At 32.6% G+C, this 26,768-nt stretch carries 25 protein-coding genes, 2 tRNA genes and 1 pseudogene; 16 read left to right on the forward strand and 12 right to left on the reverse strand.

Going from position 1 to position 26,768, the window contains the following annotated elements; translation table 11 throughout:
• Positions 1-152 precede the first annotated feature (152 nt).
• Together ACIQ16_RS08825 and ACIQ16_RS08830 are read right to left on the reverse strand one after the other, a co-directional pair.
• Entirely contained in the window at positions 153-1,754 is a 1,602-nt protein-coding gene (locus ACIQ16_RS08825; RefSeq protein ID WP_396150690.1) for a peptide chain release factor 3, read from the reverse strand.
• Between the two features lie 162 nt (positions 1,755-1,916).
• A tRNA-Leu gene (locus tag ACIQ16_RS08830) sits at positions 1,917-1,996 on the reverse strand.
• A 185-nt stretch (positions 1,997-2,181) separates the two neighbouring features.
• Here ACIQ16_RS08830 and ACIQ16_RS08835 point away from each other — a divergent pair.
• Positions 2,182-3,123, forward strand: coding sequence for a ribose-phosphate pyrophosphokinase (locus tag ACIQ16_RS08835; RefSeq protein ID WP_396150692.1), 942 nt, complete (start codon positions 2,182-2,184; stop codon positions 3,121-3,123).
• Between the two features lie 75 nt (positions 3,124-3,198).
• Positions 3,199-3,804 carry a 50S ribosomal protein L25/general stress protein Ctc gene (locus ACIQ16_RS08840; protein WP_396150694.1) on the forward strand — a complete coding sequence of 202 codons (606 nt, stop codon included), beginning with the start codon at positions 3,199-3,201 and terminating at the stop codon, positions 3,802-3,804.
• A 73-nt stretch (positions 3,805-3,877) separates the two neighbouring features.
• Here the strand turns inward: ACIQ16_RS08840 and ACIQ16_RS08845 are convergent, their stop codons facing one another.
• Genes ACIQ16_RS08845 through ACIQ16_RS08865 form a run of 5 tightly spaced genes read right to left on the reverse strand, consistent with a single transcriptional unit; the run spans position 3,878 to position 8,593 of the window.
• On the reverse strand, positions 3,878-4,654 hold the full coding sequence (locus ACIQ16_RS08845; protein WP_396150696.1) for an enoyl-CoA hydratase/isomerase family protein: 777 nt from the start codon (positions 4,652-4,654) through the stop codon (positions 3,878-3,880).
• Positions 4,655-4,657: 3 nt separating this feature from the next.
• Positions 4,658-6,070 (reverse strand): sensor histidine kinase, encoded by a 1,413-nt coding sequence (locus tag ACIQ16_RS08850; protein ID WP_396150698.1) that lies wholly within the window; start codon positions 6,068-6,070, stop codon positions 4,658-4,660.
• 49 nt (positions 6,071-6,119) lie between these two features.
• The gene (locus tag ACIQ16_RS08855) at positions 6,120-6,659 is read right to left on the reverse strand and encodes a CopD family protein (RefSeq protein ID WP_353079279.1); all 540 of its coding nucleotides are present in this window, start codon (positions 6,657-6,659) and stop codon (positions 6,120-6,122) included.
• A 29-nt stretch (positions 6,660-6,688) separates the two neighbouring features.
• Positions 6,689-7,708, reverse strand: coding sequence for a ferrochelatase (gene hemH, locus ACIQ16_RS08860; RefSeq protein WP_396150700.1), 1,020 nt, complete (start codon positions 7,706-7,708; stop codon positions 6,689-6,691).
• A 12-nt stretch (positions 7,709-7,720) separates the two neighbouring features.
• Positions 7,721-8,593, reverse strand: coding sequence for a helix-turn-helix transcriptional regulator (locus ACIQ16_RS08865; RefSeq protein WP_396150703.1), 873 nt, complete (start codon positions 8,591-8,593; stop codon positions 7,721-7,723).
• A 228-nt stretch (positions 8,594-8,821) separates the two neighbouring features.
• Here ACIQ16_RS08865 and hemA point away from each other — a divergent pair, with 228 nt between their 5' ends.
• The 8 genes from hemA to ACIQ16_RS08905 all read left to right on the forward strand — a co-directional run bounded on the left by hemA (position 8,822) and on the right by ACIQ16_RS08905 (position 15,781).
• Complete coding sequence (gene hemA / locus ACIQ16_RS08870) at positions 8,822-10,078, forward strand: glutamyl-tRNA reductase (protein WP_396150705.1); 1,257 nt, start codon at positions 8,822-8,824, stop codon at positions 10,076-10,078.
• Positions 10,079-11,008 carry a hydroxymethylbilane synthase gene (gene hemC, locus ACIQ16_RS08875; protein WP_396150737.1) on the forward strand — a complete coding sequence of 310 codons (930 nt, stop codon included), beginning with the start codon at positions 10,079-10,081 and terminating at the stop codon, positions 11,006-11,008.
• A gap of 64 nt (positions 11,009-11,072) precedes the next feature.
• A complete protein-coding gene (locus ACIQ16_RS08880) occupies positions 11,073-11,753 on the forward strand; it encodes a uroporphyrinogen-III synthase (protein WP_396150707.1) in 681 nt (226 codons plus the stop codon).
• Positions 11,754-11,782: 29 nt separating this feature from the next.
• Entirely contained in the window at positions 11,783-12,808 is a 1,026-nt protein-coding gene (gene hemE / locus ACIQ16_RS08885) for a uroporphyrinogen decarboxylase (protein ID WP_396150709.1), read from the forward strand.
• Positions 12,809-12,881: 73 nt separating this feature from the next.
• On the forward strand, positions 12,882-13,307 hold the full coding sequence (locus ACIQ16_RS08890; RefSeq protein ID WP_396150711.1) for a GNAT family N-acetyltransferase: 426 nt from the start codon (positions 12,882-12,884) through the stop codon (positions 13,305-13,307).
• A 57-nt stretch (positions 13,308-13,364) separates the two neighbouring features.
• Positions 13,365-14,288, forward strand: a complete 924-nt coding sequence (hemF, locus tag ACIQ16_RS08895) for an oxygen-dependent coproporphyrinogen oxidase (protein WP_396150713.1) — start codon at positions 13,365-13,367, stop codon at positions 14,286-14,288.
• Positions 14,289-14,370: 82 nt separating this feature from the next.
• Positions 14,371-15,369, forward strand: coding sequence for a porphobilinogen synthase (gene hemB, locus ACIQ16_RS08900; RefSeq protein WP_396150715.1), 999 nt, complete (start codon positions 14,371-14,373; stop codon positions 15,367-15,369).
• Positions 15,370-15,460: 91 nt separating this feature from the next.
• Complete coding sequence (locus ACIQ16_RS08905) at positions 15,461-15,781, forward strand: c-type cytochrome (protein WP_396150717.1); 321 nt, start codon at positions 15,461-15,463, stop codon at positions 15,779-15,781.
• Positions 15,782-15,814: 33 nt separating this feature from the next.
• Here the strand turns inward: ACIQ16_RS08905 and ACIQ16_RS08910 are convergent.
• A tRNA-Leu gene (locus ACIQ16_RS08910) sits at positions 15,815-15,896 on the reverse strand.
• Between the two features lie 59 nt (positions 15,897-15,955).
• Entirely contained in the window at positions 15,956-17,347 is a 1,392-nt protein-coding gene (locus tag ACIQ16_RS08915) for a dipeptidase (RefSeq protein ID WP_396150719.1), read from the reverse strand.
• A gap of 268 nt (positions 17,348-17,615) precedes the next feature.
• On the opposite strand from ACIQ16_RS08915, the pseudogene ACIQ16_RS08920 reads away from it, so the two are divergent.
• The 4 genes and pseudogenes from ACIQ16_RS08920 to ACIQ16_RS08935 form a co-directional block, all read left to right on the forward strand.
• A pseudogene (locus ACIQ16_RS08920) lies at positions 17,616-18,167 on the forward strand (30S ribosomal protein S16); the annotation flags it as partial.
• Positions 18,168-18,377: 210 nt separating this feature from the next.
• Positions 18,378-18,905 carry a ribosome maturation factor RimM gene (rimM, locus tag ACIQ16_RS08925; protein WP_396150721.1) on the forward strand — a complete coding sequence of 176 codons (528 nt, stop codon included), beginning with the start codon at positions 18,378-18,380 and terminating at the stop codon, positions 18,903-18,905.
• Positions 18,906-18,989: 84 nt separating this feature from the next.
• Entirely contained in the window at positions 18,990-19,340 is a 351-nt protein-coding gene (locus ACIQ16_RS08930; RefSeq protein WP_396150723.1) for a four helix bundle protein, read from the forward strand.
• 296 nt (positions 19,341-19,636) lie between these two features.
• Positions 19,637-20,350 (forward strand): tRNA1(Val) (adenine(37)-N6)-methyltransferase, encoded by a 714-nt coding sequence (locus ACIQ16_RS08935; protein ID WP_396150739.1) that lies wholly within the window; start codon positions 19,637-19,639, stop codon positions 20,348-20,350.
• A 2-nt stretch (positions 20,351-20,352) separates the two neighbouring features.
• Here ACIQ16_RS08935 and ACIQ16_RS08940 read toward each other — a convergent pair whose 3' ends face one another.
• Complete coding sequence (locus ACIQ16_RS08940) at positions 20,353-20,970, reverse strand: hypothetical protein (RefSeq protein ID WP_396150725.1); 618 nt, start codon at positions 20,968-20,970, stop codon at positions 20,353-20,355.
• Complete coding sequence (locus tag ACIQ16_RS08945) at positions 20,957-21,457, reverse strand: RNA polymerase sigma factor (RefSeq protein ID WP_396150727.1); 501 nt, start codon at positions 21,455-21,457, stop codon at positions 20,957-20,959. Before ACIQ16_RS08945 ends, ACIQ16_RS08940 begins: the two co-directional genes overlap by 14 nt.
• 270 nt (positions 21,458-21,727) lie before the next feature.
• On the opposite strand from ACIQ16_RS08945, the gene ACIQ16_RS08950 reads away from it, so the two are divergent.
• Both ACIQ16_RS08950 and ACIQ16_RS08955 read left to right on the forward strand, forming a co-directional pair.
• Positions 21,728-22,906 carry an acyl-CoA dehydrogenase family protein gene (locus tag ACIQ16_RS08950; RefSeq protein WP_396150731.1) on the forward strand — a complete coding sequence of 393 codons (1,179 nt, stop codon included), beginning with the start codon at positions 21,728-21,730 and terminating at the stop codon, positions 22,904-22,906.
• 114 nt (positions 22,907-23,020) lie between these two features.
• The gene (locus ACIQ16_RS08955) at positions 23,021-23,797 is read left to right on the forward strand and encodes a DUF3050 domain-containing protein (RefSeq protein ID WP_396150733.1); all 777 of its coding nucleotides are present in this window, start codon (positions 23,021-23,023) and stop codon (positions 23,795-23,797) included.
• Positions 23,798-23,856: 59 nt separating this feature from the next.
• On the opposite strand, the gene ACIQ16_RS08960 is transcribed toward ACIQ16_RS08955, so the two are convergent.
• Positions 23,857-26,748, reverse strand: a complete 2,892-nt coding sequence (locus ACIQ16_RS08960) for an alpha-amylase family glycosyl hydrolase (protein WP_396150735.1) — start codon at positions 26,746-26,748, stop codon at positions 23,857-23,859.
• Positions 26,749-26,768: the final 20 nt, after the last annotated feature.

A 26,768-nucleotide genomic window follows, 5' to 3' on the forward strand; every position in this document is an offset into this window, starting at 1 on the left:
CCAACCAAAAGCACCATGCACAGAATGCACAGAAGAACAACACGCACAAAACAGAAGAAGTGAATTCTTAATTATCAAAAAGTAAATTAAGAACACTAACCTATTTAATAAAACAAAAATCGCCTCAGTACTGAGGCGATTTTTGTTATGATTTAGTTTTCGTTTTTATGATAATCGGAAGTATAATATAATTTAACACTTGGATATTTTTGATTCGTCATTTGAATAGAAAATTCACTATCAGCTAAAAAAACCAATTGTCCGTGTTTATCGTGTCCTAAAAACTTTTGTTTTACACGTTTAAATTCTTTAAATTCTTCGTTTTTTGGGTCGTCTGGAAGTACCCAACACGCTTTGTATGCAGGAAAATTTTCATAGGTACATTTCGCGCCATATTCGTGTTCTAAACGATACTGAATTACTTCATATTGTAATGCACCAACGGTTCCAATTACTTTTCTGCCGTTCATTTCAATAGTGAATAATTGCGCTACACCTTCATCCATTAATTGGTCGACACCTTTTTCTAATTGTTTTGCTTTTAAGGGATCGGCATTATTAATATATCTAAAATGTTCTGGAGAAAAACTTGGAATTCCTTTAAAATTCATTGTTTCACCTTCCGTAAGTGTATCGCCAATTTTAAAATTTCCAGTATCGTGCAACCCTACAATATCTCCTGGATAAGAAATATCTACAATTTCTTTTTTCTCTGCAAAAAACGCATTTGGACTACTAAATTTCATATTTTTCCCTTGTCTAACATGAAGATAAGGTTTGTTTCTTTCAAAAGTTCCCGAAACAATTTTAATAAATGCCAATCTGTCGCGATGTTTAGGATCCATATTGGCATGTATTTTAAATACAAAACCACTTAATTTTTTCTCATCAGGTTGCACCAATCGGGTATCCGATTCTTTAGCACGTGGCGTAGGAGCAATATTGATAAAACAATCTAATAATTCGCGAACTCCAAAATTATTTAACGCCGAACCAAAAAACACAGGCTGTAATTTTCCTGCTAAATACGCGTCTCTATCAAATGAAGGATACACTTCGGTAATTAATTCTAATTCTTCTCGAAGTTTTGTCGCAGGTTTTTCACCAATAATTTTTTCTAATTCAGGACTTTGGATGTCTGAAAAAGCTATGGTTTCTTCAATATTTTTTCGGCTATCACCTTCAAACAAATTAATGTTTTTCTCCCAAATATTGTAAATACCTTGAAAATCGTATCCCATACCAATTGGAAAACTTAAAGGTGTAACGTCTAAACCTAGTTTTTGTTCCACTTCGTCCATTAAGTCAAACGCGTCTTTCCCTTCACGATCCAGTTTGTTAATGAAAACAATCATAGGAATGCTTCTCATTCTACATACTTCTACCAATTTTTCTGTTTGCTCTTCCACACCTTTTGCGACGTCAACCACAACAATAACGCTATCTACAGCAGTAAGTGTTCTGAATGTGTCTTCCGCAAAATCCTTGTGACCAGGCGTATCTAAAATATTTATTTTTTTCTCTTTGTAATTGAAAGCCAAAACAGAAGTAGAAACCGAAATTCCACGCTGACGTTCAATTTCCATGAAATCGGATGTAGCGCCTTTTTTAATTTTATTGCTTTTTACAGCACCAGCTTCTTGAATTGCACCTCCAAATAACAAAAGTTTTTCTGTTAATGTTGTTTTTCCAGCATCTGGATGCGAGATGATTCCAAAAGTTCTTCTACGGGCAATTTCTTTTTCGAAACTCATTTGTATTAATTTTTCGCAAAAATACTATTTTATATACTATTTTTCATAGTGTTAAAATTTAATTCTGGATTCTTATTTAAAGTTTTGACGCCAAAAGAATCCGTTTTCAAATTAAAATAAAAAAATCCTTAATTAACAATAAAGCTAATTAAGGATTTTTTGTACCCGGAGTGGGAATCGAACCCACACTCCAAGGAACACGAGTTTGAGTCGTGCGCGTCTACCAATTCCGCCATCCGGGCATTGAAAAGCAAAAATAAATAAATATTTACTTTATGGCTTTTAAAGAGAGTGCAAATATAACTAAAGTTTCTAATTTCATTATAAAAATACTTAAAATTTTACTTTCAGAGTTCAATTAAATTACTAACTTTGCACCCAAATTGCACAACACAACAACTAAATAACTACTAAACAACTAATTAAAATGTCATACAAAGAGCCTGAAGCAAAAATATTTGCGTGTTCTCAAAGTGTGTACCTAGCAGAAGAAATCGCCAGTAAATACGGTGTGCCGCTAGGTAAAGTAACATTCTCAAAATACAGCGATGGAGAATTTCAACCATCTTTTGAAGAATCTATTAGAGGTCTTCGTGTGTTTTTAGTGTGTTCCACATTTCCGAGTGCAGATAATTTAATGGAATTGTTGTTAATGATTGATGCCGCAAAAAGAGCATCTGCCAGACACATAACAGCTGTAATTCCTTATTTTGGATGGGCAAGACAAGACAGAAAAGACAAACCAAGAGTGCCGATTGGGGCAAAATTGGTTGCTAAATTATTAGAAACAGCAGGAGCTACTCGAATTATGACCATGGATTTACATGCAGATCAAATTCAGGGATTCTTTGAAAAACCAGTAGATCACTTGTTTGCTTCAACTATCTTTTTACCTTATGTAAGAAGTTTAGGATTACAAAATTTAACTATCGCATCACCTGATATGGGGGGTTCTAAAAGAGCCTATGCGTATTCTAAATTTTTAGAATCAGATGTGGTAATTTGTTACAAACAAAGAAAAGTAGCCAACGTTATCGATACGATGGAATTGATTGGTGAAGTGAGAGGAAGACATGTTATTTTAGTTGACGACATGATTGATACTGGTGGAACATTAGCAAAAGCTGCTGATGTAATGATTGAAAAAGGTGCTTTGAGTGTAAGAGCCATTTGTACACACGCCATTTTATCTGGTGAGGCGTACGAAAAAATTGAAAACTCAAAATTAGAAGAGTTAATCGTTACAGATTCTATTCCGTTAAAGAAAGAATCTAAGAAAATAAAAGTGGTGAGCTGTGCGCCGTTATTTGCAGATGTAATGCACATGGTTCAAAACAATACTTCCATAAGTGGGAAGTTTTTAATGTAAAGTTAGTCGGTTTGAAGATGTTCATTCCTTTAAACTACTAACCAATTATTTTTTATTAATTTTAATTTATTTCAAATGAAATCAATTACGATCAAAGGATCACAAAGAGAAAGCGTGGGCAAAGTAGCTACTAAAGCCTTACGTAATGCTGGAATGGTTCCTTGCGTTATTTACGGAGGGGAAAATCCAGTACATTTTAGTGCTGAAGAAAGAGCATTTAAAGGTTTAGTTTACACTCCAGAAGCGCACACTGTAGTAATTGAATTAGAAGGCGGAAAGAAATTTGACGGTATCTTACAAGATATTCAATTTCACCCAGTTTCTGACAAAATTTTACACGTAGATTTCTATAATCTAGATGCTGCAAAAGAAATTACAATGGAAGTACCTGTTAAAGTTACTGGAACATCTCCAGGGGTTTTATTAGGAGGGGTTTTACGTTTAAACCAACGTAAATTAAAAGTGAGAGCTTTACCTGCAAACTTACCGGATTTCGTTGAAGCAAACATTTCTGAATTAGAAATGGGTAACAAATTATATGTTACTAAATTAGGCGCACCAAACTACAAAATTTTACACCCAGACAACACAGTTGTTTGTCAAGTAAGAATTTCTCGTGCTGCTATGAAAGCGGCTCAAGAAGCTGCAAAAGCAGAAAAAGGTGGAAAAAAGAAAAAATAATTCAATTTTCTATACAATTCAAAATCCCGAGCATTGCTCGGGATTTTTTTATTTAATTAATTTTCGATTTGTTTTATTTCCCAACAAATACCGCTTTTCTTTTTTCTAAAAATGCCGTTGTGCCTTCTTTAAAATCTTCTGTAGCAAAACTTGCACCAAAGTTTTTTATTTCTACATCAAAACCATTTACTCCGTCTTCAAAGTTGGCATTTATCGCTTCTATAGCTTTTGCAATGGCCACACTTGAATTTTGACTAATTTTTGTAGCTAAAGATTTTGCTAAATCTAATAACTCTTCTTGCGGCACCACATGATTTACTAACCCATACGATTTCGCCGTTTCAGCATCAATCATATTGGCTGTCATGATTAATTCCATGGCTCTACCTTTTCCGATTAATTGTGTCAATCTTTGTGTGCCACCATAACCCGGAATAACGCCTAAAGTAACTTCTGGTAAGCCCATTTTTGCATTAGTTGAAGCAATTCTGAAATGACAACTCATAGCTAATTCTAAACCACCACCTAAAGCAAATCCGTTTACTGCGGCTATAACTGGAGTTTGTAAATTTTGAACAAAATCAAATAATAATTCTTGTCCTTTTGCGGCCAATTGTTCTCCTTCAGAAGCAGTAAAATGCGCAAATTCAGCAATGTCTGCACCAGCTACAAATGCTTTTTCACCACTTCCAGTTAATATAATTACTTTCGTACTGCTGTCGTTATTTAAATCGTTAAATGCTGTATGTAGTTCTTCAATTGTCGCTTTGTTTAAAGCATTTAATTTTGTGGGTCTGTTAATCGTAACAATCGCGAAATTGTCTTTTTTTTCAATTAAAATAGTTTCCATTTTTTAGTTTTTTATAGGTAGTTTTACTGTAAAAAGTGTTCCTTTTTCTTCTTCGGATTTAAAAGAAATACTTCCGTTATAATTTTCAATAATTTTCTTAATGATGGCCAATCCTAATCCCATACCAGAATTTTTTGTTGTGAATTTTGGTTCGAAAATATACGCTTGGTTTTCAAACGAAATTCCAATTCCGTTATCCGAAATCTTCAAAATAAAATTAGTATCTTCTTTTAAAATTTCAACCATTACTGATTTAAATTTTTGATTTTCAGGTATAGATTGAATGGCGTTTTTTACTAAATTAGTTACAATTCTTGTCAATTGTGTTCTATCAAAAGAAGTGTAAATTTCATTTTCCGAACTTATAAAATCAACATAATCTTCATTAAAAATTTCGAGCGCTGTTTTGCAAACCTGAACAATATTTAAGCGTTCATTTTGTTGTGTGGGCATATTGGCAAAATTTGAAAACGCACTTGCTACAGTGCTCATTGTATCAATTTGCTGAATAAGGGTTTCAGAAAAATCTTCAAGTTTTTGACTGTTATTTGGGTCGTTCGGATCAAATTTTCTTTGAAAACTTTGTATGGTTAAACGCATTGGCGTAAGCGGATTTTTAATCTCGTGAGCCACTTGTTTTGCCATTTCACGCCAAGCGTGTTCACGTTCGCTTTGAGCTAATTTTTGTGCGCTTTCTTCTAAGGTATCAACCATATTATTATAGGCCAAAATTAGCCCATTAATTTCTTGATTTCCAGGTTGAAGCTTAAGTTTTTGATTGCGTTCATTTAACTGTGTAATCCCTAATTTTTCTGAAATTTGAGAAATCGATTTGGTAATATTACTGGATAATAAATAGGATATTAAAATAGAAATAATAAACATAATTATAAATACTTGCGCATATCGAGTTAGGAAGTTTTCTGCTTCTTGATTATAAAAATCGCTATTCTCTTCATACGGAATATTTAAAATAGCAAGATTTTTAAAATCGGCATCTTTAATATAACTATAAGACGATTTTATGTATGTTTCGTTTTCTTTAACCTTTGTAATTACAATTCGCTTTTCAGTAGAATTTTTTAAGCTTTTAAGAATTTCGGCATTAATTTTCCGTTTCTTTTTATTCTTAATATAAGATTTAGATGATAATAGTAATTTTCCGTTTAAATCAAAAAAATTAACTTCAAGACTATGAATATCTGATAATTCAAGAATTCTACCCTTAAAAATACTTGGTATATTATTGGTAGTAAGTGGAAATTTTGAAGTTTGTAAAATGTATTCTATATGCTCTTTTATCGCATTTTCTTTTCGAGACAAACGTTCTTCGTGGTATTCTTTAGCTTCGTACCGAAAATGAATTAGTGACACTACAGTAATTAGTATTGTTGAAAATGTTGTAATAAACAACATCGACAAAAATATTCTTCGTCGTAACGAAAGTGTATGTATTTTTAAAAATTTAATCACTTTTTTTATCTCTTATTCTTTTATAGAATTTAAAACCAAGCATAATAATCACTGAAAACAAAATAATTCCAATTACACCATAAATCCAGTTGATTGCATTTTTTAAAATTACTAAAAAAACTACAGCAAACAAAATTATGGTCGCGCCTTCGTTCCATAATCGCATAAAGTTTGAGGTATATTTTACGGTATCATTTTGTAATTCGGTATAAATTTTTTGACATTTAAAATGATAGATAAATAACAAAACTACAAATCCTAATTTCACTTGCATCCAAGGCATTTCCATAAAAGCAGGATTTAAATGTAACAACGACAATGCAAAAATAGTGGCTAAAACCGCACTCGGCCAAGTAATTATGTACCACAAACGGTACGTCATTATTTTATACTGTTTTTGTAAAATTTCTTTTTCTGGCGAAGGCATTTCGTTTGCTTCAATTTGATACACAAACAAGCGAACAATGTAAAATAATCCTGCAAACCAAGTGATTACAAAAATTAAGTGTAAGGATTTTAGGTATTCGTACATAAAATAAACTATTTACTAATCGCTTTTTACTATTTACTATTTTTAAATTCTTCAATCCAATCAGCCACAACACCACACCATTCATCTTCGTCATTCATACACGGAATGGCCATAAATTCTTCACCACCGTGATGTAAAAATTGTTCGTTAGCTTCCATTGCAATTTCTTCCAATGTTTCTAAACAATCGGCAACAAACGCTGGAGTTACAACGGCTAATTTTTTAATTCCTTTTTCAGGCATTTTATTCACTTCAACATCGGTGTATGGCGTTAACCATTTATCTCCTGCTAAACGCGATTGAAACGTTTGACTGTATTTTCCTTCCGGAATACCCAATGTTTTCACCACTTGTTTTGTAGTTTCATAACATTGATGTCTGTAACAAAATTCGTGTGCTGGCGAAGGCGTATTGCAACAAGAACCATCAATTTTACAATGCGATTTTGTAATGTCGGTTTTACGAATATGACGTTTCGGAATTCCGTGATATGAAAACAATAAATGATCGTATTCAAAACCTTCCAAATGCTTTTTTATCGAATTAGATAACGCTTCAATGTACCCAGGTTTGTTATAAAACGCAGGAACCGTAGTAAATTTCATATTTGGAAAATGCTTGGCGCGAAGCTCTTCTGCTAATACCAAAATAGTAGTGGTTGAAGCCATAGCGTGTTGCGGATACAAAGGAAAAAGCATCACTTCTGTTACGCCTTTGTCGTGTAATTCTTGCAATCCTTTTAAAATAGTAATGGTTCCATAACGCATAGCTAAAGCAACCGGAATGTCAACCAACCCTTTTACTTTTTCGTGCATTTTTTTAGAAATTACAATTAATGGAGAACCTTCGCTTGTCCAAATTCTTGCATAGGCTTCAGCAGATTTTTTTGGTCGTGTTTGTAAAATAATTCCTCTCACCAATAAAGCACGTAATAAAAACGGAACGTCAATTACGTATTTATCCATTAAAAATTCATCTAAATATGGTTTTACATCCTTAGCAGTAGGGCTTTCTGGCGAACCAAGATTTACTAATAATACTCCTTTCATTGTATTGTAATTTTATAAATTAACGTTTAAGTTTAATAGGTATTTTTTTGGCGTTGTGCCAAATTTCTTTTTAAATGCTGCAATAAAGTGACTTGAGGTGCTGTAGCCAATTTTTAATCCCACTTCATTTACATTATACGAGCCAGTATCCAAAAGTTTTCGTGCGAATTCCATTTTATAATCGAATAAAAAATTAAAAACGGTGTCGCCATAAATTTCTTTAAAACCTGCTTTTAATTTCTTTAATGAAATCCCAACTTCATCAGCCAATTCTTGTAAACCTGGTGGTTCTGCCATATTTTTTATGATGATTTCTTTTGCTTTTTTAATTTTTAGTACATTTTCTTCGTCTGATAAAAACGGACAATGTTCTGCGTTTGGATCTTCATTCGTATTAAAAAACAGACTTAATAATTCGTAACTTTTTCCTTTTAAATACAAGGTTTTGATTGATGAATTTTGGTTGTAATGAAATATTTGATTTAATACAATTGCCATTGACGGGCTGATACTTTCTTCGGTGTAATATTTTTTTTCTAAATTATCTTTACTCAAAAACGGAATCATTTCTGAATCCGATGAAAATAAAGTGTGAAATTTTTTAATTGAAATTAAAATAGAAATAATCCAACTTTTTGGCGCAATTTCTAAATGAAGTGGCAATTCTTTTTGCGGATTGTAAAGCAATAGCGCTTTTTCTTCATTCAAATCTAAAGTATAAGAATTATTATTAAAAATAAATTTTCCCTTTCCTTTTACATTAAAATGAAATTGAATTAAACCTGTACCTACTTGTTTTTCAGACGTTTCGGTAGTGTCAGAATCGTTTTGAAATCGTAATAACGTAAAATCGGTATCAATTTTAATTTCTTCATATGAACTCATAGCGTTATTTTTTTATGAATTGTTTAACAAAAAACAAGCTTGTTATTTATAATTAATCTAAACAAATCAGTTGTTTGGTGCTGAATTTGTTACAAAGTTAGTAGTTTATATCAAAATAAGTGCAATTTATTTAAAAAAATCGAATTCCGACATAAAAAGTACTTTCAGCGTTGTTTTTGTACAGATGGAAACAATAATTTTGTGCATCTTTAAGAGATAAAGCAATTTATGGACAATCATTCACCTGCAAAACAAACTACTTTCTACGCTATCGGACTAAGCTACAAAAAAGCGGACGCCGAAATTAGAGGTAAATTTAGTTTAGACGCTACTGCCAAAACCAATCTTTTGAAACAGGCAAAATCTAACGGAATTGAAAGTCTGATTGTTACTTCCACTTGTAACCGTACTGAAATTTACGGTTTTGCACAGCATCCATTTCAATTGATTCATTTATTGTGCGAAAACAGTTTAGGAACGGTTGAAGAATTTCAAAAATACGCTTATGTCTACAAACAAAAGGAAGCTTTAAACCATATGTTTAGAGTAGGAACGGGTTTGGATAGTCAAATTTTAGGCGATTTTGAAATCATTGCTCAATTGAAAAACGCTTTTGTAGAAAGTAAAAAACACAATTTAGCAAATCCGTATTTAGAAAGATTAGTAAATTCGGTCATTCAAGCGAGTAAGAAAGTTAAAAACGAAACTGAAATTTCAAGCGGCGCTACTTCTGTTTCTTTTGCGGCAGTGCAATATATTTTTAAGAATGTAGAAGAAATTTCCAACAAAAATATTTTACTTTTCGGAACAGGAAAAATTGGAAGAAATACTTGTGAGAATTTGGTAAAACATTCCAAACATGACCAAATTACGCTGATTAATAGAACCAAGGATAAGGCAGAAAAATTAGCCAAAAAACTAAACCTTGTTGTTAAAGATTATTCCGATTTACAAATAGAATTGCAAAAGGCAGATGTGGTTGTTGTAGCCACTGGCGCTCAGAATCCAACAGTAGATTTGGATATTTTAAATCTCAAAAAACCATTATTGATTTTAGATTTATCTATACCTAAAAATGTCAATGAAAACGTAAAGCACAACCCTTTGGTTACTTTAGTGCATATGGATCATTTGTCGGAAATTACCGATGAAACTTTAGAAAACAGAAAACTATTTATACCGGCTGCCGAAGAAATTATTAGTGAAGTTTTAACTGAATTTTTAATTTGGTCAAAAGGAAGAAAATATGCACCAACGATACACGCTTTAAAAGCCAAATTAAACGCCATTAAAGAATCGGAAATCAATCATTTAAAAAAGAAAAATGCTGATTTCAATGAAGAATATACCGAAATTGTTACCGCAAAATTAATTCAAAAAATTACCAGTCATTTTGCCAATCACTTAAAAGATGACAACACGGTTGTAGATGAAAGTGTAGAGTGGATTAATAAAGTTTTTCAAATAGAAAACCAAAAACATTAAATAGTGAGTAAAACAATACGAATAGGAACCCGCGATAGCGAACTAGCACTTTGGCAAGCTAAAACCGTTGAAAAACAGTTGAATGATTTGGGCTATAAAACGGAAATTATCGCAGTAAAATCCGATGGAGATATTGTTTTAGACAAACCATTATACGAATTAGGAATTACAGGAATTTTCACAAAAACGTTGGATGTTGCAATGATTCAAGGCAAAATTGACATTGCGGTACATTCTATGAAAGATGTACCAACCTTATTACCTAACGGAATTGTACAAGGTGCCGTTTTGGAAAGAGCTTCAGCATTTGATATTTTGGTTTATAAAGAAAATTTAGATTTTTTAACCGAAGAAAACAGCGTCATTGCAAGCAGTAGTTTACGAAGAAAAGCAAGTTGGTTACACAAATACCCAAGTCATAAAATAGAAGATATTCGTGGTAATGTAAATACGCGCCTGCTAAAAGTAGCTGAATCAAATTGGGGCGGGGCTATTTTTGCAGAAGCCGGTTTGGAGCGCATCAACTTAAAACCAGAAAAGGCAATTATTTTAGATTGGATGATTCCAGCACCCGCTCAAGGCGCTATGGTTGTTGTGTGTAATGCAGATGATTTCTTTTCTTTAGATGCCGTTTCGCAATTAAATCATATTGAAACAGAAATTTGTACCTATATAGAACGTCAATTTTTAAGAACGTTAGAAGGAGGTTGTACAGCGCCAATTGGAGCAATCGCTACGTATAATGAGAAAGAAGATGTGATTGATTTTACAGGTGTTTTATTATCAATAGACGGAAAACAAAAATTAGAAGTTACTAAAACCGTAGCTGTTTCGGAATGGAAAAAATTAGGATTTCATACCGCTCAAGAAATTTTAGCCAATGGCGGCACAGTAGTAATGACTGAAATTAAAGAAAAACTAAAAAAGTAAAAACAAACCATTAAGGAATTAAGAAAACTTAATAATCTTAATTTCTTAATGGTAAAAGAAAAAAATGGTAAAAGAAACTACAATATTATCAACCAAAACACTTTCACCAATTCAAAAACAAGAATTAGTTAAAGCAACTATTAAAGTTATTGAAGCAGATTTTATTAAAACAGAAAACGCTTCTTTCGAAATAAAAAATCTGAACAAAAACTTGATTTTCACGAGTCAAAATGCTATTTTAAGTATTTTGCAACATCCAAAAATTGATGAATTAAAGCAAAAAAACGTTTTTTGTGTCGGATTAAAAACCAAAGAATTATTAAACGAAAATGGTTTCACAGTAGAAGCCTACACAGGTTATGCAGAAGATTTAGCAGAAATTATTACGTTAGTTTATTCCGATGAAAGTTTTACTTTTTTTAGTGGCAATCTTCGTAAAGATACCTTGCCAGAAATGTTAACTGAAAACGAAATTACGTTTAATGAAATTAAAGTGTACGATACAACGTTAAGACCTCATAAAATTTCAGATAAAGTGGATGGGATTTTGTTTTTCAGCCCATCTGCCGTAACCAGTTATTTGAAAAAAAACACACTTGGTACCGAAAAGTTGTTTTGTATAGGAAATACAACAGCAGATGCTTTAAGAGCTGTATTGTCAGAAACTAAAATTAAAAATATAAAAACAGCGTATCAACCAAGTATTGAAAACGTTATTGAACAAGTTATAGAATATTACACATAATATAACCTAATAGGTTAAATATAAACAAAATGATAAAAAACGATTTATTTCTACGTGCCTTAAATAACGAAAAAGTGGAACGCCCACCGGTTTGGATGATGCGCCAAGCGGGAAGATATTTGCCTGAATTTAGAGCTTTGCGTGACAAATACGATTTCTTTACACGTTGTGAAACACCTGAATTAGCAGCTGAAATCACGGTTCAACCAATTCGTATCGTGAAACCAGATGCAGCAATTTTGTTTTCAGATATTTTGGTGGTGCCAAGAGCGATGGGAATTCACGTGGAATTGAAAGATAATTTAGGGCCAATAATTCCGAATCCAATTCGTACTTCTCAAGATGTAGAAAAAGTGTTTGTTCCAGATGTGAATGAAACCTTAGGCTATGTTTTTGATGCGATTAAATTGACCAAACAAATGTTGAACGATGAAGTGCCATTAATTGGTTTTGCAGGTTCACCTTGGACGATTTTTTGTTATGCTGTTGAAGGAAAAGGCTCTAAAAGTTTTGATACTGCCAAGGGATTTTGTTTTTCAAACCCAGTTGCAGCGCACGTTTTATTACAAAAAATTACCGATACGACGATTTTATATTTGAAAGAAAAAGTAAAAGCAGGTTGTAATGCGATTCAGATTTTCGATTCTTGGGGCGGTATGTTGTCTCCTGTAGATTATCAAGAATTTTCATTTCAATATATCAATCAAATTACTGAAGCTTTAGCAGAAATAACTCCAGTTATTATTTTCGGAAAAGGATGTTGGTTTGCTTTAGGGGATATGGCAAAATCAAAAGCTTCAGCTTTAGGAGTAGATTGGACTTGTTCACCAAGAAATGCCCGTTATTTATCAGGAGGCAATATCACCTTACAAGGAAATTTCGACCCAAGTCGTTTATTGTCACCTATTCCAACCATCAAAAAAATGGTTCACGAAATGATAGACGAATTTGGAAAAGACAATTATATCGTAAACTTAGGACACGGAATTTTACCAAATATTCCTGTGGATCACGCGAAAGCATTTGTGGAAGCAGTTAAAGAATACAATAAATAAGCTGACAGCAGATAGTTGTTCGTAAAAAATTATAACTCAATAAAACTGTATTGTTTAAAACACTTTAAAAGAAATGAAAACAGCTATTTTAGACAAAAATGATTTAAACATAGACATTAAAGAGCAAGTTTCTGAATTATTTCGTCAATTAAGTCCAAATAAAATTCAGTTAGATCTTGAAGAAATATTGAATGAGAAAAACCAAATTACAATTGCATATTGTGAGAATAATAATAAAATAATTGGAATTGCATTAATGTGTACTTACAAAGTTATATCTGGAAATAAGGGTTGGATTGAAGATGTAGTTGTAGACTCCGCTTCTCGTGGAAAAGGAGTAGGAAGAAAATTAATTAATTTATTAGTTCAAGTAGGTGAAGAAAAAGAACTTTCTGAAATACTGCTTTTTACTGAAGATCATAGATTGGCTGCAATAAATTTATATTCAAGTATTGGATTTAAACTTAAAGGCAGTAAGATATATTGTAAGAAAAAATAACAAGAACTAAGCTCAACTGTCGTGAAGCGGCTGAACGCATAGCTAAAAGCTATTTAAATGAAAGATAAATTTTACCAATACATACAAACCCTTCAAGATCAAATCTGTAAAGGATTAGAAGCTTTGGATGGCGTTGCTAAATTTCGTGAAGACATTTGGGAACGACCAGAAGGCGGTGGTGGAAGAACACGCGTAATTGAAAATGGTGCTGTTTTTGAAAAAGGTGGCGTAAATATTTCAGCGGTTCACGGAAAACTGCCTGATTCGATGCAAAAATTATTCAACGTAGGTGAAGCCGATTTTTTTGCTTGTGGATTGAGTTTAGTCATTCATCCAAAAAATCCAATGGTGCCAACCGTTCACGCAAATTGGCGCTATTTCGAAATGTACGATACTTCGACAGAGCTCAGTACAGGCTCACGGAAAGTAATCAATAGTTGGTTTGGCGGCGGACAAGATTTGACGCCCTATTATTTGTTTGAAGAAGATGCCATTCATTTTCACCAAACCTGTAAAACGGCTTGCGACAAACATAATCCAGAGTTCTATCCGAAATATAAAAAACAATGCGATGACTATTTTTGGAATACACATAGAAATGAAGCTCGTGGAATAGGCGGGTTGTTTTTTGATTATTTGAAAGAAACCGAAACTATGAAAATGGAAGATTGGTTCAATTTCGTAAACGAAGTCGGGAATTCATTTCTTGACGCCTATTTACCAATTGTAGAAAGAAGAAAAGACTTGCCTTATTCAGCTGAACAAAGAACTTGGCAAGAAATTCGCCGTGGTCGTTATGTTGAGTTTAATTTGGTTCACGACAAAGGCACCTTATTTGGTTTAAAAACCAATGGCCGAATAGAAAGTATTTTAATGAGTTTACCACCACACGTTCAATGGCATTATGATCATCATCCTGTGGTAGGTAGCGAAGAAGAAAAAGTAGTAAAAGTATTAGAAAAACCTATGGATTGGGTATAAATTAAACCATTAAGAGATTAAGAAAATTTAGTCAAACCCTTAATAAACTTAATCCCTTAATGGTTCAAAAAAATAAAATAGTATGTTTCCATTACAGAGAGGACGTCGTTTAAGAGTAAACGAATCCATAAGAAGTTTAGTTCGCGAAACCACATTAAGTCCGAGTGATTTTATGTTTCCGATGTTTATTGCAGAAGGAGAAAATGTGCAAGTCGAAATTCCATCGATGCCAGGAATTTTTCGTCGTTCGATAGATTTAACCGTGAAAGAAGTCCAAGAATTATTCGATTTAGGAATTCGTGCCGTGAATATCTATGTGAAAGTTAGCGAAGATTTAAAAGACAATACAGGTAAAGAAGCGTGGAATCCAAACGGTTTGATGCAACAAGCTATTCGTGCTATCAAGGCGGCTTGTCCTGAAATGATTGTGATGCCCGATGTGGCTTTAGACCCGTATTCAATTTATGGTCACGACGGAATTATTGAAAACGGCGATGTTGCAAATGATCTTACTAATGAAGCTTTAGTAAAAATGGCGGTTTCACACGCTCAAGCTGGAGCCGATTTTGTTGCGCCAAGCGATATGATGGACGGACGAGTGTTGCGTTTGCGCCAAGGTTTGGATGCGGCGGATTTCCAAAATGTAGGTATTATGAGTTATTCGGCGAAGTATGCTTCTGCATTTTATGGTCCGTTTCGAGATGCATTAGACAGTGCGCCAAGAGAATCGGATGTAGAAGTGCCGAAGGACAAAAAAACCTACCAAATGGATTATGCGAATCGCATCGAAGCCGTTAAAGAAGCACTTTGGGATGTGGAAGAAGGCGCAGATATGGTCATGGTAAAACCCGGAATTGCGTATTTAGATATTGTTCGCGAAGTAAAAAACGCGGTAAATGTTCCTGTAACTGTTTTTCATGTGTCTGGCGAATACGCCATGATTAAAGCCGCTGCCGAAAGAGGTTGGCTCGACCACGACAAAATTATGATGGAACAATTGATGTGTATCAAACGTGCCGGCGCCAGTTTAATTTCGACTTATTTTGCGAAAGAAGCAGCGATTTTATTAAATAAACAATAAATTAATTATGAAAGTGTATTTGAAATTTCTGTTGATAGTATCAATAGTTTTCAGTTTTATTAGTTGTGGTAAAAAAACAGAAACTGAGACAATGGAAAATCCTTTTGTATCAACTGAAACCGAAACTTCTGTGCTTACACCTGAAGCATTAGGAAAAGAAATTTTTGAAGGAAAAGGAATGTGCGCTACTTGTCATAAAGCAGATGTTGAAACTTCAGGGCCAAGTATTAAAGACATTTCTAAAATATATACAGACAAAAAAGCAAGTATTTCGTTATTCTTACAAGGTGAAATGGATCCGATTGTTGATCCTTCGCAATATGAAATTATGAAAGCCAATCTCGAAATTACAAAAGCTATGACGGAAGCGGAACTGCAAGCTTTAGAAACGTATATGTTAAGTATTAAATAAAAAAAGCTCAAAACATTGTTTTGAGCTTTTTTGTGCGGGTAAAAGGACTCGAACCTTCACACCTTGCGGCACCAGATCCTAAGTCTGGCGTGTCTACCAATTTCACCATACCCGCGATAATTGGAGTGCAAATATATAAACTAAGTTTTCTTTTAGCAAATTAATTTCTTCTTTTTATTTTTTATACATTTCTGTAAAATATTTATAAAATAACGGAATAGTTTCAATTCCTTTCATATAGTTGAAAATTCCATAGTGTTCATTTGGCGAGTGAATGGCGTCACTATCCAAACCAAATCCCATTAAAATCGTTTTGCTTTTCAATTCTTTTTCAAACAAAGCAACTATTGGAATACTTCCACCAGAACGAACAGGAATAGCCGAAACACCAAACGATTCGGTATAAGCTTTGTTTGCTGCTTGATAACCAATACTGTCAATTGGAGTTACGTAACCTTGTCCGCCATGATGAGGTGTTACCTTAACTGTTACGGCACTTGGCGCAATACTTTCAAAGTGTTTTTTAAATAATTCTGTTATGTTTTCCCAATCTTGATTTGGAACCAATCGCATCGAAATTTTTGCAAATGCTTTACTTGCAATTACGGTTTTTGCACCTTCACCAGTATAACCACCCCAAATTCCGTTTACATCTAAAGTTGGACGAATAGAATTTCTCTCGTTAGTTGTATAACCAGATTCACCATAGGTATCTGCAATATTTAATGCCTTTTTGTAATCATCTTCAGAATACGGTCTTTTTGCCATTTCGGCTCTTTCTTCTAATGACAATTCTTCCACGCCATCGTAAAAACCAGGAATCGTAATATGATTATTTTCATCGTGTAATGAAGCAATCATTTTGGTTAATATATTTATAGGATTAGCAACAGCTCCACCATATAAGCCTGAATGTAAATCTCTATTAGGACCCGTTACTTCTACTTCCACATAGCTTAAGCCACGTAAACCAGTTGTAATTGAAGGCTGTGTGTTTGAAATCATTCCAGTATCTGAAATTAAAATCACATCACAAGCTAATTTTTCTTGATTGCGTTCTACGAACCAACTTAAACTTTTAGAACCTACTTCTTCTTCGCCTTCAATCATAAATTTTACATTACAAGGCAAGTTATTATTAGCAATCATATATTCAAAAGCTTTCACGTGCATATACATCTGACCTTTGTCATCACAAGCACCACGTGCAAAAATAGCGCCTTCTGGATGAATTTCTGTAGCTTTTATTACGGGTTCAAATGGGGGAGACGTCCACAATTCAATAGGATCTGCGGGTTGCACATCATAATGTCCATAAACTAATACTGTAGGAAGACTTGAATCAATTATTTTATGTCCGTAAACGATTGGATAACCTGGTGTTTCGCACATTTCAACTACATCACAACCTGCTTTTTCTAAGCTTGACTTCACCGATTCGGCAGTATTAATTACATCTTGAGCATACGCGCTATCTGCACTAACAGAAGGCATTTTTAGTAATTCTATTAATTCTTTAATAAATCGTTCTTTGTTCTCCTGAACGTATTGTTTTATGTTTTCCATGATTATTTTTTATAAAGTTCAAATATACGAAATCAATATCAATGTTAAAAATCAATTTCAAAGTTCAATATTAATTTCAAAATAGTTTAGAACACAGATTGGAGAAATTTTTAAGATTTCTAAAATTTATCCAATCTGTGTTCTAAAAAATCCATTAAAACACTGATTTAAAAATAATTAAACATAAAACATTGAAATTTGATAATTATTATTATCTTTGCACCCTTAATTAACCGAGGTCGAGTACCTCAAATTTAATCACAAGATTATGCCAGTAAGAATTAGATTACAAAGACATGGTAAAAAAGGGAAACCTTTTTTCTGGATCGTAGCGGCAGATGCCCGCTCAAAAAGAGATGGTAAATACCTAGAAAAAATAGGGACGTACAATCCAAACACTAACCCTGCAACTATTGATTTAAATGTTGATAGTGCTGTTCAATGGTTACACAACGGTGCCCAACCAACTGACACGGCTAAAGCAATTTTATCTTATAAAGGTGCTTTGTTGAAACATCATTTAGATGGTGGAGTTAGAAAAGGTGCTTTAACACAAGAACAAGCAGATGCTAAATTAGCAACATGGTTAGATGCAAAAGCTGGAAAAGTAGATGCTAAAAAAGACGGTTTAAGCAAAGCGCAAGCAGATGCTAAAGCTAAAGCTTTTAAAGCAGAACAAGTAGCAAACGAAAAACGTATGGCTGCAATTGCTGATGCTGTAAAAGCAGAAGAAGTAGTTGAAGCTGCTGCTGAAGTAACTGAAGAAGTTGCTACAGAAGAAGTAGTTGAAGTTGAAGCTGCTGCTGAGGTAACTGAAGAAGTTGCTACAGAAGAAGTAGTTGAAGTTGAAGCTGCTGCTGAGATAACTGAAGAAGTTGCTGTAGAAGAAGTAGTTGAGACTGCTGCTGAAGTAACTGAAGAAGTTGCTGTTGAAGAAGTAGTTGAAGTTGAAGCTGCTACAGAAGAAACTACAGAAGCTCCTGCTGCTGAAGAAAACAACGAAGAAAAAGAAGCTTAATATACTGCGATAATGCGTAAAGACGAATGTTTCTATTTAGGCAAAATCGCTAAAAAATTTAGTTTCAAAGGGGAAGTTCTTATCTTTTTAGATACAGACGAACCTGAACTTTATCAAAATTTGGAATCAGTTTTTATTGAATACAATAAAAATCTGGTTCCATTTTTTATTGATAAATCATCCATTCATAGAGATAAATTTTTACGCGTTAAATTTGAAGATGTTGATACAGAATTAGACGCTGACAATATGAAAAATTTAGAAGTATATTTACCTCTAACGATGTTACCAAAATTAGAAGGCACCAAGTTTTATTTTCACGAAATTATAGGTTTTAAAGTTACAGACCAACGCTTAGGTGATATAGGAACTGTTCACGCCATTTTGGATAATGCCGCTCAACCTATCTTTGAAATTTTCAAAGGACAAAAACAAGTTTTAGTTCCTATGATCGACTCTTTTATTATTGAAGTCAATAGAAAAGAAAAAGAATTGGTTTTAAACACACCTATTGGTTTAGTGGATTTGTATTTGGAGTAAATCCCAAAAATTAAATTCCAAATTCCAATAATAAAATTCCAAATTCCAACTTTAAATAAATTCCAAATTTCAAATTCTTATTTTATGAGTAAGCCTTACGATTTAGAAGAGAGAACTTTTTTATTTGCAAAAGATTGTAGAGTTTATATTCAAAAACTTCCAAAAACCATTTCGAATATTGAAGACGGAAAACAATTAGTTCGATCATCCGGTTCTGTAGGCGCTAATTATATTGAAGCAAATGAAAAACTTGGAGATAAAGATTTTTTATTTAGAGTAAAAATAGCAAGAAAAGAGGCAAAAGAATCTAAATACTGGTTGATGCTATTAAATGAAATGAATGCTGAATTAAGAGAAATTTCTCAAGAATTAATTATCGAAGCTGATGCTTTGCGTAAAATATTATCAACGATAATAACAAAACCTAAACCTTAATTTAAATTTTAGTTTTAAAGGTTTAATATCAATAATTTTTTGGAATTTCACTACGCCACTTTTGGAATTTGGAATTTAAAATATTAGAATTTCACTACGCCACTTTTGGAATTTGGAATTTAAAATATTGGAATTTCACTACGCCACTTTTGGAATTTGGAATTTAAAATATTGGAATTTCACTACGCCACTTTTGGAATTTGGAATTTAAAATATTGGAATTTCACTACGCCACTTTTGGAATTTGGAATTTAAAATATTGGAATTTATTAAAAAATATTGGAATTTAATATATGATGTTCAAATTCAAACAATTTTCAGTTGAACAAGAAAAATCTGCCATGAAAGTGGGAACAGATGGTGTTTTATTAGGTGCTTGGACGCCACTAATTAACAATCCATACAACATACTTGATATTGGAGCTGGAACAGGAATAATTTCCCTTATGTTAGCCCAAAGAAGTTTCTCAGAGCAAATTGATGCCATTGAAATTGAAGAAAATGCCTACGAAGAATGTGTAGATAATTTTGAAAATTCGCCTTGGGCAGACCGCTTATATTGCTATCATGCTGGGTTAGATGAATTTGTAGCTGAATTAGAAGAAATAGAAGAACAATACGACATTATTGTTTCCAATCCGCCCTTTTATTCTGAAGATTATAAAACAGATAACGCATCACGAGATTTAGCTCGTTTTACAGATGCATTACCTTTTGATGAGTTGATAGAAGCAGCCTATTTGTTATTGTCAGAAAACGGAATATTTTCTGTGATTATTCCTTATTCGGCAGAAGAAGATTTTATCGCTTTAGCAAAACAATCCTTATTATTTCCTTTAAAGATTACTCGAGTAAAAGGCACGCCAACTTCTGAAATTAAAAGAAGTTTATTGGCATTTACTCGTATAGAACAAACGCCAGTCATTGATGAATTAGTTATAGAAACGGCGCGTCATCAATACACTACAGAATATATTGAACTTACCCAAGATTTTTATTTGAAAATGTAGGTTTATTCTTTTTCAAATTCCAGAATTTCCTCTAATTGATTTTTTACACCATTGAATTTTTTGCCATAATTTTTATATATTGAATTTGTGCCAATTGCAATAAATAAAAAAATTACAATTAAAACTCCAAGGAAAATCAGTAAAGAATAACTATCTTCAAAAACATCTATATTTTTAACATATTTTATATATAAAGGCGAAATCGCTGTAACCCAAAAAAAGGTTATAATATAATCGCTTTTTTTGGCGTCATAAATCTTATTTTCATACTGTAAAACAGTTTTTAAATAATCTTTTACTGGGGTTTTATAATAATCTATATTTTCAATCATTTTATTATTTTTATAATGACCCAAAAAACAATAAACCATTAAAATTCCCGAAATGAACAATGGAACACAATAATAAGTTGTTAAAAATATAAATCCAAGAGCAAAAGATATAATGGCATATAGCAATGCAAGAAAAGTTCCAATTTTTTGAAAGTTAAGAATTTTATTGATTGAACTTGAAGTAGTTTCCAAGGTCAATTTTTTTAAAACTAAATAATTGATTTCGGTGTTTTTTTCTCGACTATCAATCGTTTCCTGCCAAGCTTTTTTTAAATTATCTATTTCCATTTTTATTTTTTTTAAAATATTCTTTCAGTTGAATTTTTAATCTGTTAATTTTTGTACTAATGTTAGTTTCAGAAATTCCTAAAATCAAACCAATTTCTGCATAAGACTTTTCTTGTAGATACAAAATCATAAGTGCTTTATTAATGTCATTTAATTGAAATATAAATTCATTTAGCACTCTTAAGTCATCATCAATTACTAAAGGCGTCTCATCCTGCAAATGTGTTTCAATAAATAAATTAACGTTAATAAATTTATCTTTTCGTCTTTTTTGTTTTTTATAAAACCCTATCGAAACATTCAATGCAATTCTATAAATAAAAGTACTCCAAGCAAATGCAACATTGTATTTTTTATAGGAAAGCCATATTTGAATTAAAATTTCTTGTTCTAAATCTTTTTTGTCATCCGCATTTTTACAATAGTAATTGACAATACGAAAAATTATCCCTTTGTTCTTATTTAAAATTTCCTCAAATGTTTCCAAAATGCTCTTTTTACTTTATTACATTATTATAACAAACCTATAAATTATCACATTTAAAATGCCTTATTTTAAAAAAATTATTATTTTCTTAGAGTTATGTCTGATAATTGAAATCCAATTTCTATATAATAGATATAAAATTAACAGAATAATTTTATTTGAAAATGTAAGTTTTAACTTTTGTTTTCTAATAAATCTAACAATTCAATTTACTTTTGTTAAAAAATAATTACTTTTGTCATTCAAATCGATTTATAAAAAAATTCTTATATGAAACCAGATTTATTTCAATCACCAGATTATTATTTGTTAGACGATTTATTATCAGAAGAGCACAAATTAGTACGTGATGCAGCAAGAGCTTGGGTAAAAAAAGAAGTTTCTCCAATTATTGAAGACTATGCGCAACGTGCTGAATTTCCAAAACAAATTGTAAAAGGTTTGGGTGAAATTGGTGGTTTCGGGCCATACATTCCTGTAGAATATGGTGGTGCGGGATTAGACCAAATTTCATATGGTTTAATTATGCAAGAAATTGAAAGAGGCGATTCTGGTGTACGATCTACTTCTTCTGTACAATCTTCATTGGTAATGTACCCAATTTGGAAATACGGAAATGAAGAACAGAGAATGAAATATTTGCCAAAATTAGCCACTGGAGAATTTATTGGTTGTTTTGGTTTAACAGAACCTGATCACGGTTCAAATCCAGGTGGAATGACTTCGAATTTTAAAGATATGGGCGACCATTATCTTTTAAATGGTGCTAAAATGTGGATTTCAAATGCGCCTTTTGCTGATATTGCAGTAGTTTGGGCAAAAAATGAAGAAGGCAGAATTCACGGATTAATTGTAGAAAGAGGTATGGAAGGGTTTACCACTCCAGAAACACATAATAAATGGTCGTTACGTGCTTCGGCAACGGGTGAACTTATTTTTGATAACGTGAAAGTACCAAAAGAAAATTTATTACCAAATAAATCTGGACTTGGTGCGCCGCTGGGATGTTTAGATTCAGCACGATATGGAATTGCTTGGGGTGCAATTGGCGCTGCAATGGACTGTTATGATACCGCTTTGCGTTATTCTAAAGAACGTATTCAGTTTGACAAACCTATTGGTGCGACACAATTACAACAAAAGAAATTGGCAGAAATGATTACAGAAATCACAAAGGCACAATTATTAACGTGGCGATTAGGCGTTTTAAGAAATGAAGGAAGAGCTACAACCGCTCAAATTTCTATGGCGAAAAGAAACAACGTGGATATGGCTTTAACAATAGCTCGTGACGCACGTCAGATGTTAGGTGGAATGGGAATTACTGGCGAATATTCTATTATGCGTCATATGATGAATTTAGAATCGGTTGTTACTTACGAAGGAACGCATGACATTCATTTGTTGATAACAGGAATGGATGTAACTGGCTTTCCTGCTTTCAAATAAGGCATTTTTAGATTAAACAATAAATAAAATTGATATAAAATGCTTCTCTATTTGGAGAAGCATTTTTACTTTTGTATCCGAAAGAATTACACTTAAAATTTTAACATTTTTAAAATGAATACAAATTCGATAAAAAACGAAATTGAACCTTTAAGACAAGAGTTGTTAAATCATCCTTTGTATGCTAAAATTCATACTATTGAGGATTTACATGTTTTTTTAACGCATCACGTCTATGCAGTTTGGGATTTTATGTCGTTGTTAAAAGGGTTACAAATTCATTTAACTTCGGTTTCTATACCTTGGACGGCTTCACCAAATCCAGAGTTGCGCTATTTGATTAATGAGATTGTGGTAGCAGAAGAATCAGATTTGGCGTTAGATGGTTCACGACAAAGTCATTTTGAAATGTATTTAGATGCTATGAAAGAATGCGGCGCTACTACACAACCCGTTTTAGAATTTTTAGAGCAAGTAGCGAGTACGAAAAACGTTTTTGTTGCGATAAAAAATGCTAATTTACCTGACGAAGTTAAAGACTTTTTAAACTTTTCATTTACCGTTATTGAAACTGGACAACCACATAAAATTGCATCGGCATTTACATTTGGTCGCGAAGATTTAATTCCAAATATGTTTACTGAAATAGTTAAAAGTTTCCAGAAAAACTTCCCAGAAACAAATGTATCTAAATTGATTTATTACTTTGAAAGACACATTGAGTTGGACGCTGATGAACACGGCCCAATGGCAATGAAAATGATTGATTACTTATGCGGAGATGATATTAAAAAATGGCAAGAAGTAGCACAAGTTGCCCAAGAATCACTTGAAAAAAGAATAGGATTGTGGAACGCTATTGAACGTTTAGTTGTTACTGAATTGGTTTAATTTATACAGAATAAAAAAAGGGGTCTAAATTTAGACCCCTTTTTAATTTGTATTTCTTCTTATTCTTTTATCAATTTCTTACTTACAGAAATCGCATCTGAATTGGTGATTTTTACAATGTAAATTCCTTTAGCTAAGTTAGAAATATTTATTTCTTTGTTTGCTACACAATTATTTTCGGTTTGAATTAATTGACCTGTTAACGAATAAATTTCAACTTTTTTAGCATCTACAGAAATTTGAAATGCATTCGTACTTGGATTTGGATATAGTTCTACTTTAGAAATTGCTTCAAAACTTTCATTAGATAATACAGTAGAAAGTTGATTACCAAAAATTCTAAATTCGCCTGGCCCTAATGTAATTTGCATATTCGTTGCAGTTACATTTGTTGTGGTGTTATCCATTAAATTATACCATGTTCCTGTATATGGAAAATCGGCAACAATATTTTGGTTACTTGTGTACAAATTTGCTAAAATAACTACATTTTTTAATTGCGTTGCAGGCAAAGCATTATCATAAATATAAATTCTTTGCTTTAAGTTATCAGAACCATCTGGAGAAATAGCATACTCTCCACTAAAAGCAGCTTCTCCTTTTTTAAGTTTAGTAAATTTAACATAATTGGAATAAATAGCACTTCTTGGGGTTGTTGTTAACCAATTTTCTACCCATTGTGGTTGTGGCTTTGTATCTAATTTACAATTTCCTGGTGTAGCATCAGTTTCGCTGTTAACAGAGCCGTTTTCACAAGTATAAATAGAATCGTCCATTCCTAATTCTTGAAAATGCCAAATCATTTTTGGCCCAGGAATCAGCATACTTATTGCCCCTAATGCAGACATTCTATTTATAGTATTGGTTTCGTTATTGAAGACTGGACTTGTACCAGAATTATTTCCATATGTTTTTGCTTCGTACATTAATCGGTCTTTGTCATGACTTTCAGGGTAACCTATTAAACGTTTACCTGAAAATCCTCTACTCACGTGACCCATTCTATTAATGTTTCCAGTGGTATTAGAATACCCCATTGCAAGCTCTTTGTATTGGGTAAACATTTCACCCCACATCATAATTCCTTTACCTTCAGATAATCTGTAATTTGCCCATTGTTGTTCTTCAAAATCAGATCCTAAATGTTCAAAAATAACATAATGATTTGGATCTAAAGCCCATGAATAATCAGCATATAATTTTAAAACTTCTACGCGATCTGTTTGATAACCATTAGTACACGATTCATTAGTACTTGTACAATTTTGAGTAAACCCTTTGGTTAAATCCCAACGGAAGCCATCAATTTTAAATTCAGTTATCCAATGTTTAAGCGTTCTATTTACGTATTCACGTGTAAAAGTACTGGTATGATTAAAATCTTCTCCAACACTATAACTATGCAGCGCAACGGTATTAAAATAAGGGTTATCCGTGTTTGGTGGTCCCCAGCCATCTTGTACGCCAGAATTAGTGTCATTCATCCACATTCTTATTAGAGGATTTCTCCCAAAGGCATGATTGAAGGCGATGTCTAGAATTACAGCAATTCCGTTTTGGTGGCATATATCTACAAATTCTTTGAATTTATTTTCAGTCCCATAAAATTTATCTAAAGCCATATGAAATGAAGTGTTATATCCCCAACTTTCATTTCCTTCAAATTCCATATTAGGCATTAATTCGATCGCATTGATTCCTAAGTTTTTAAAATAATCAATTTTATCAATTAGGTCCTGATAATTACTATCTGAATCAAAATCTCTTACAAGTACCTCATAAATTATTAATTTGTCCTTATTTGGTTTTGTAAAGTTTGTATTTTGCCAATTATAAGGTATTTTGCCTGTTTGAAGCACGGTTACCTCCCTTTCTTGTCCTACTGGATAAGCTGGCAAGTTTGGATATGTTGATGCAGGTATCCATTGATCATCATAAGGTGATAATACCAAAGTGGAACAAGGATCTGCAGTTTTTACTAAATTTGGTGAATTAGTTGTTGGAGTTTGGTCTACTACCCAATATTGATACGTATATACTTGACCTGGTGTAAGTCCGGTTAATTCTAACCAAAATTTACTCCCTGTTGTATTTTTTTTCATTAAGTGCGTAGCAGTAGGTAGCCAATTGTTGAAACTTCCTGCAACGTATATAAAATCTTTTCCTGGTGCTTCTATAACCAATGTGGCTTTTGTAGCATCTGTACTATTATAATTTATACCAATTTCTAATCCTGTTGGTAATAAAGCTGAAGGAACAACAGAAGGCGCCACAATCACACTAAACGATTTAGTTAATGTAATAGTTCCTTGTGTAACTTCTAAAGTAAAATTTGTATTTGTTGTAATATTTGATGCAGTATAGCTGTAGCTTGTTGCTGCGGCATTTAAAGTATTAATAGTTGTTCCATTTGCTTTTAACACATAATTTGCTGCTCCGTTTGTATGATTGGCAGAAATAAATATGCTCCCACCAGAATTTAATATGGTATTTAAATTTAAAGGAGTTGCTATATTAAAATTAAATGCACCAACTTCTGATGTTATGTCTTGAGATTTTTTATCCCCAGTTCCGTTTTTTGCCTTTACAAGAAAACCAATTTTTCCAATTCCTGTAAATCGGTTATAAAATGCATTTGGCGTGAGCGTATAAGTGTAGGTGTCTGTTCCTGAGTTATAAACTAATTTATTTGTTTCATTTGAATCTGACCAAAATCCATTTGTTGGACAATCTAATTGATTACTATCGTTGCTGTCAAATGACCAGGCCCATAAATATAAATTATTCCCAGATGCCCAAGTAGTTTCATTTATTGAATTTCCATTAATGGTTATGGTTATAGATTGATTGTCTTCAAAGGTTGAAGGACTTATCGAATACGTAATCGTTTGTAGTTGTGCAAATAAGAATGGAGCAAACAACAGCAGTAGTATACTTGTAATTTTTTTCATTTTTCATTTTTGTTAAAAGA

The organism is Flavobacterium sp. (assembly GCF_044360715.1).
Lineage (GTDB): Bacteria > Bacteroidota > Bacteroidia > Flavobacteriales > Flavobacteriaceae > Flavobacterium.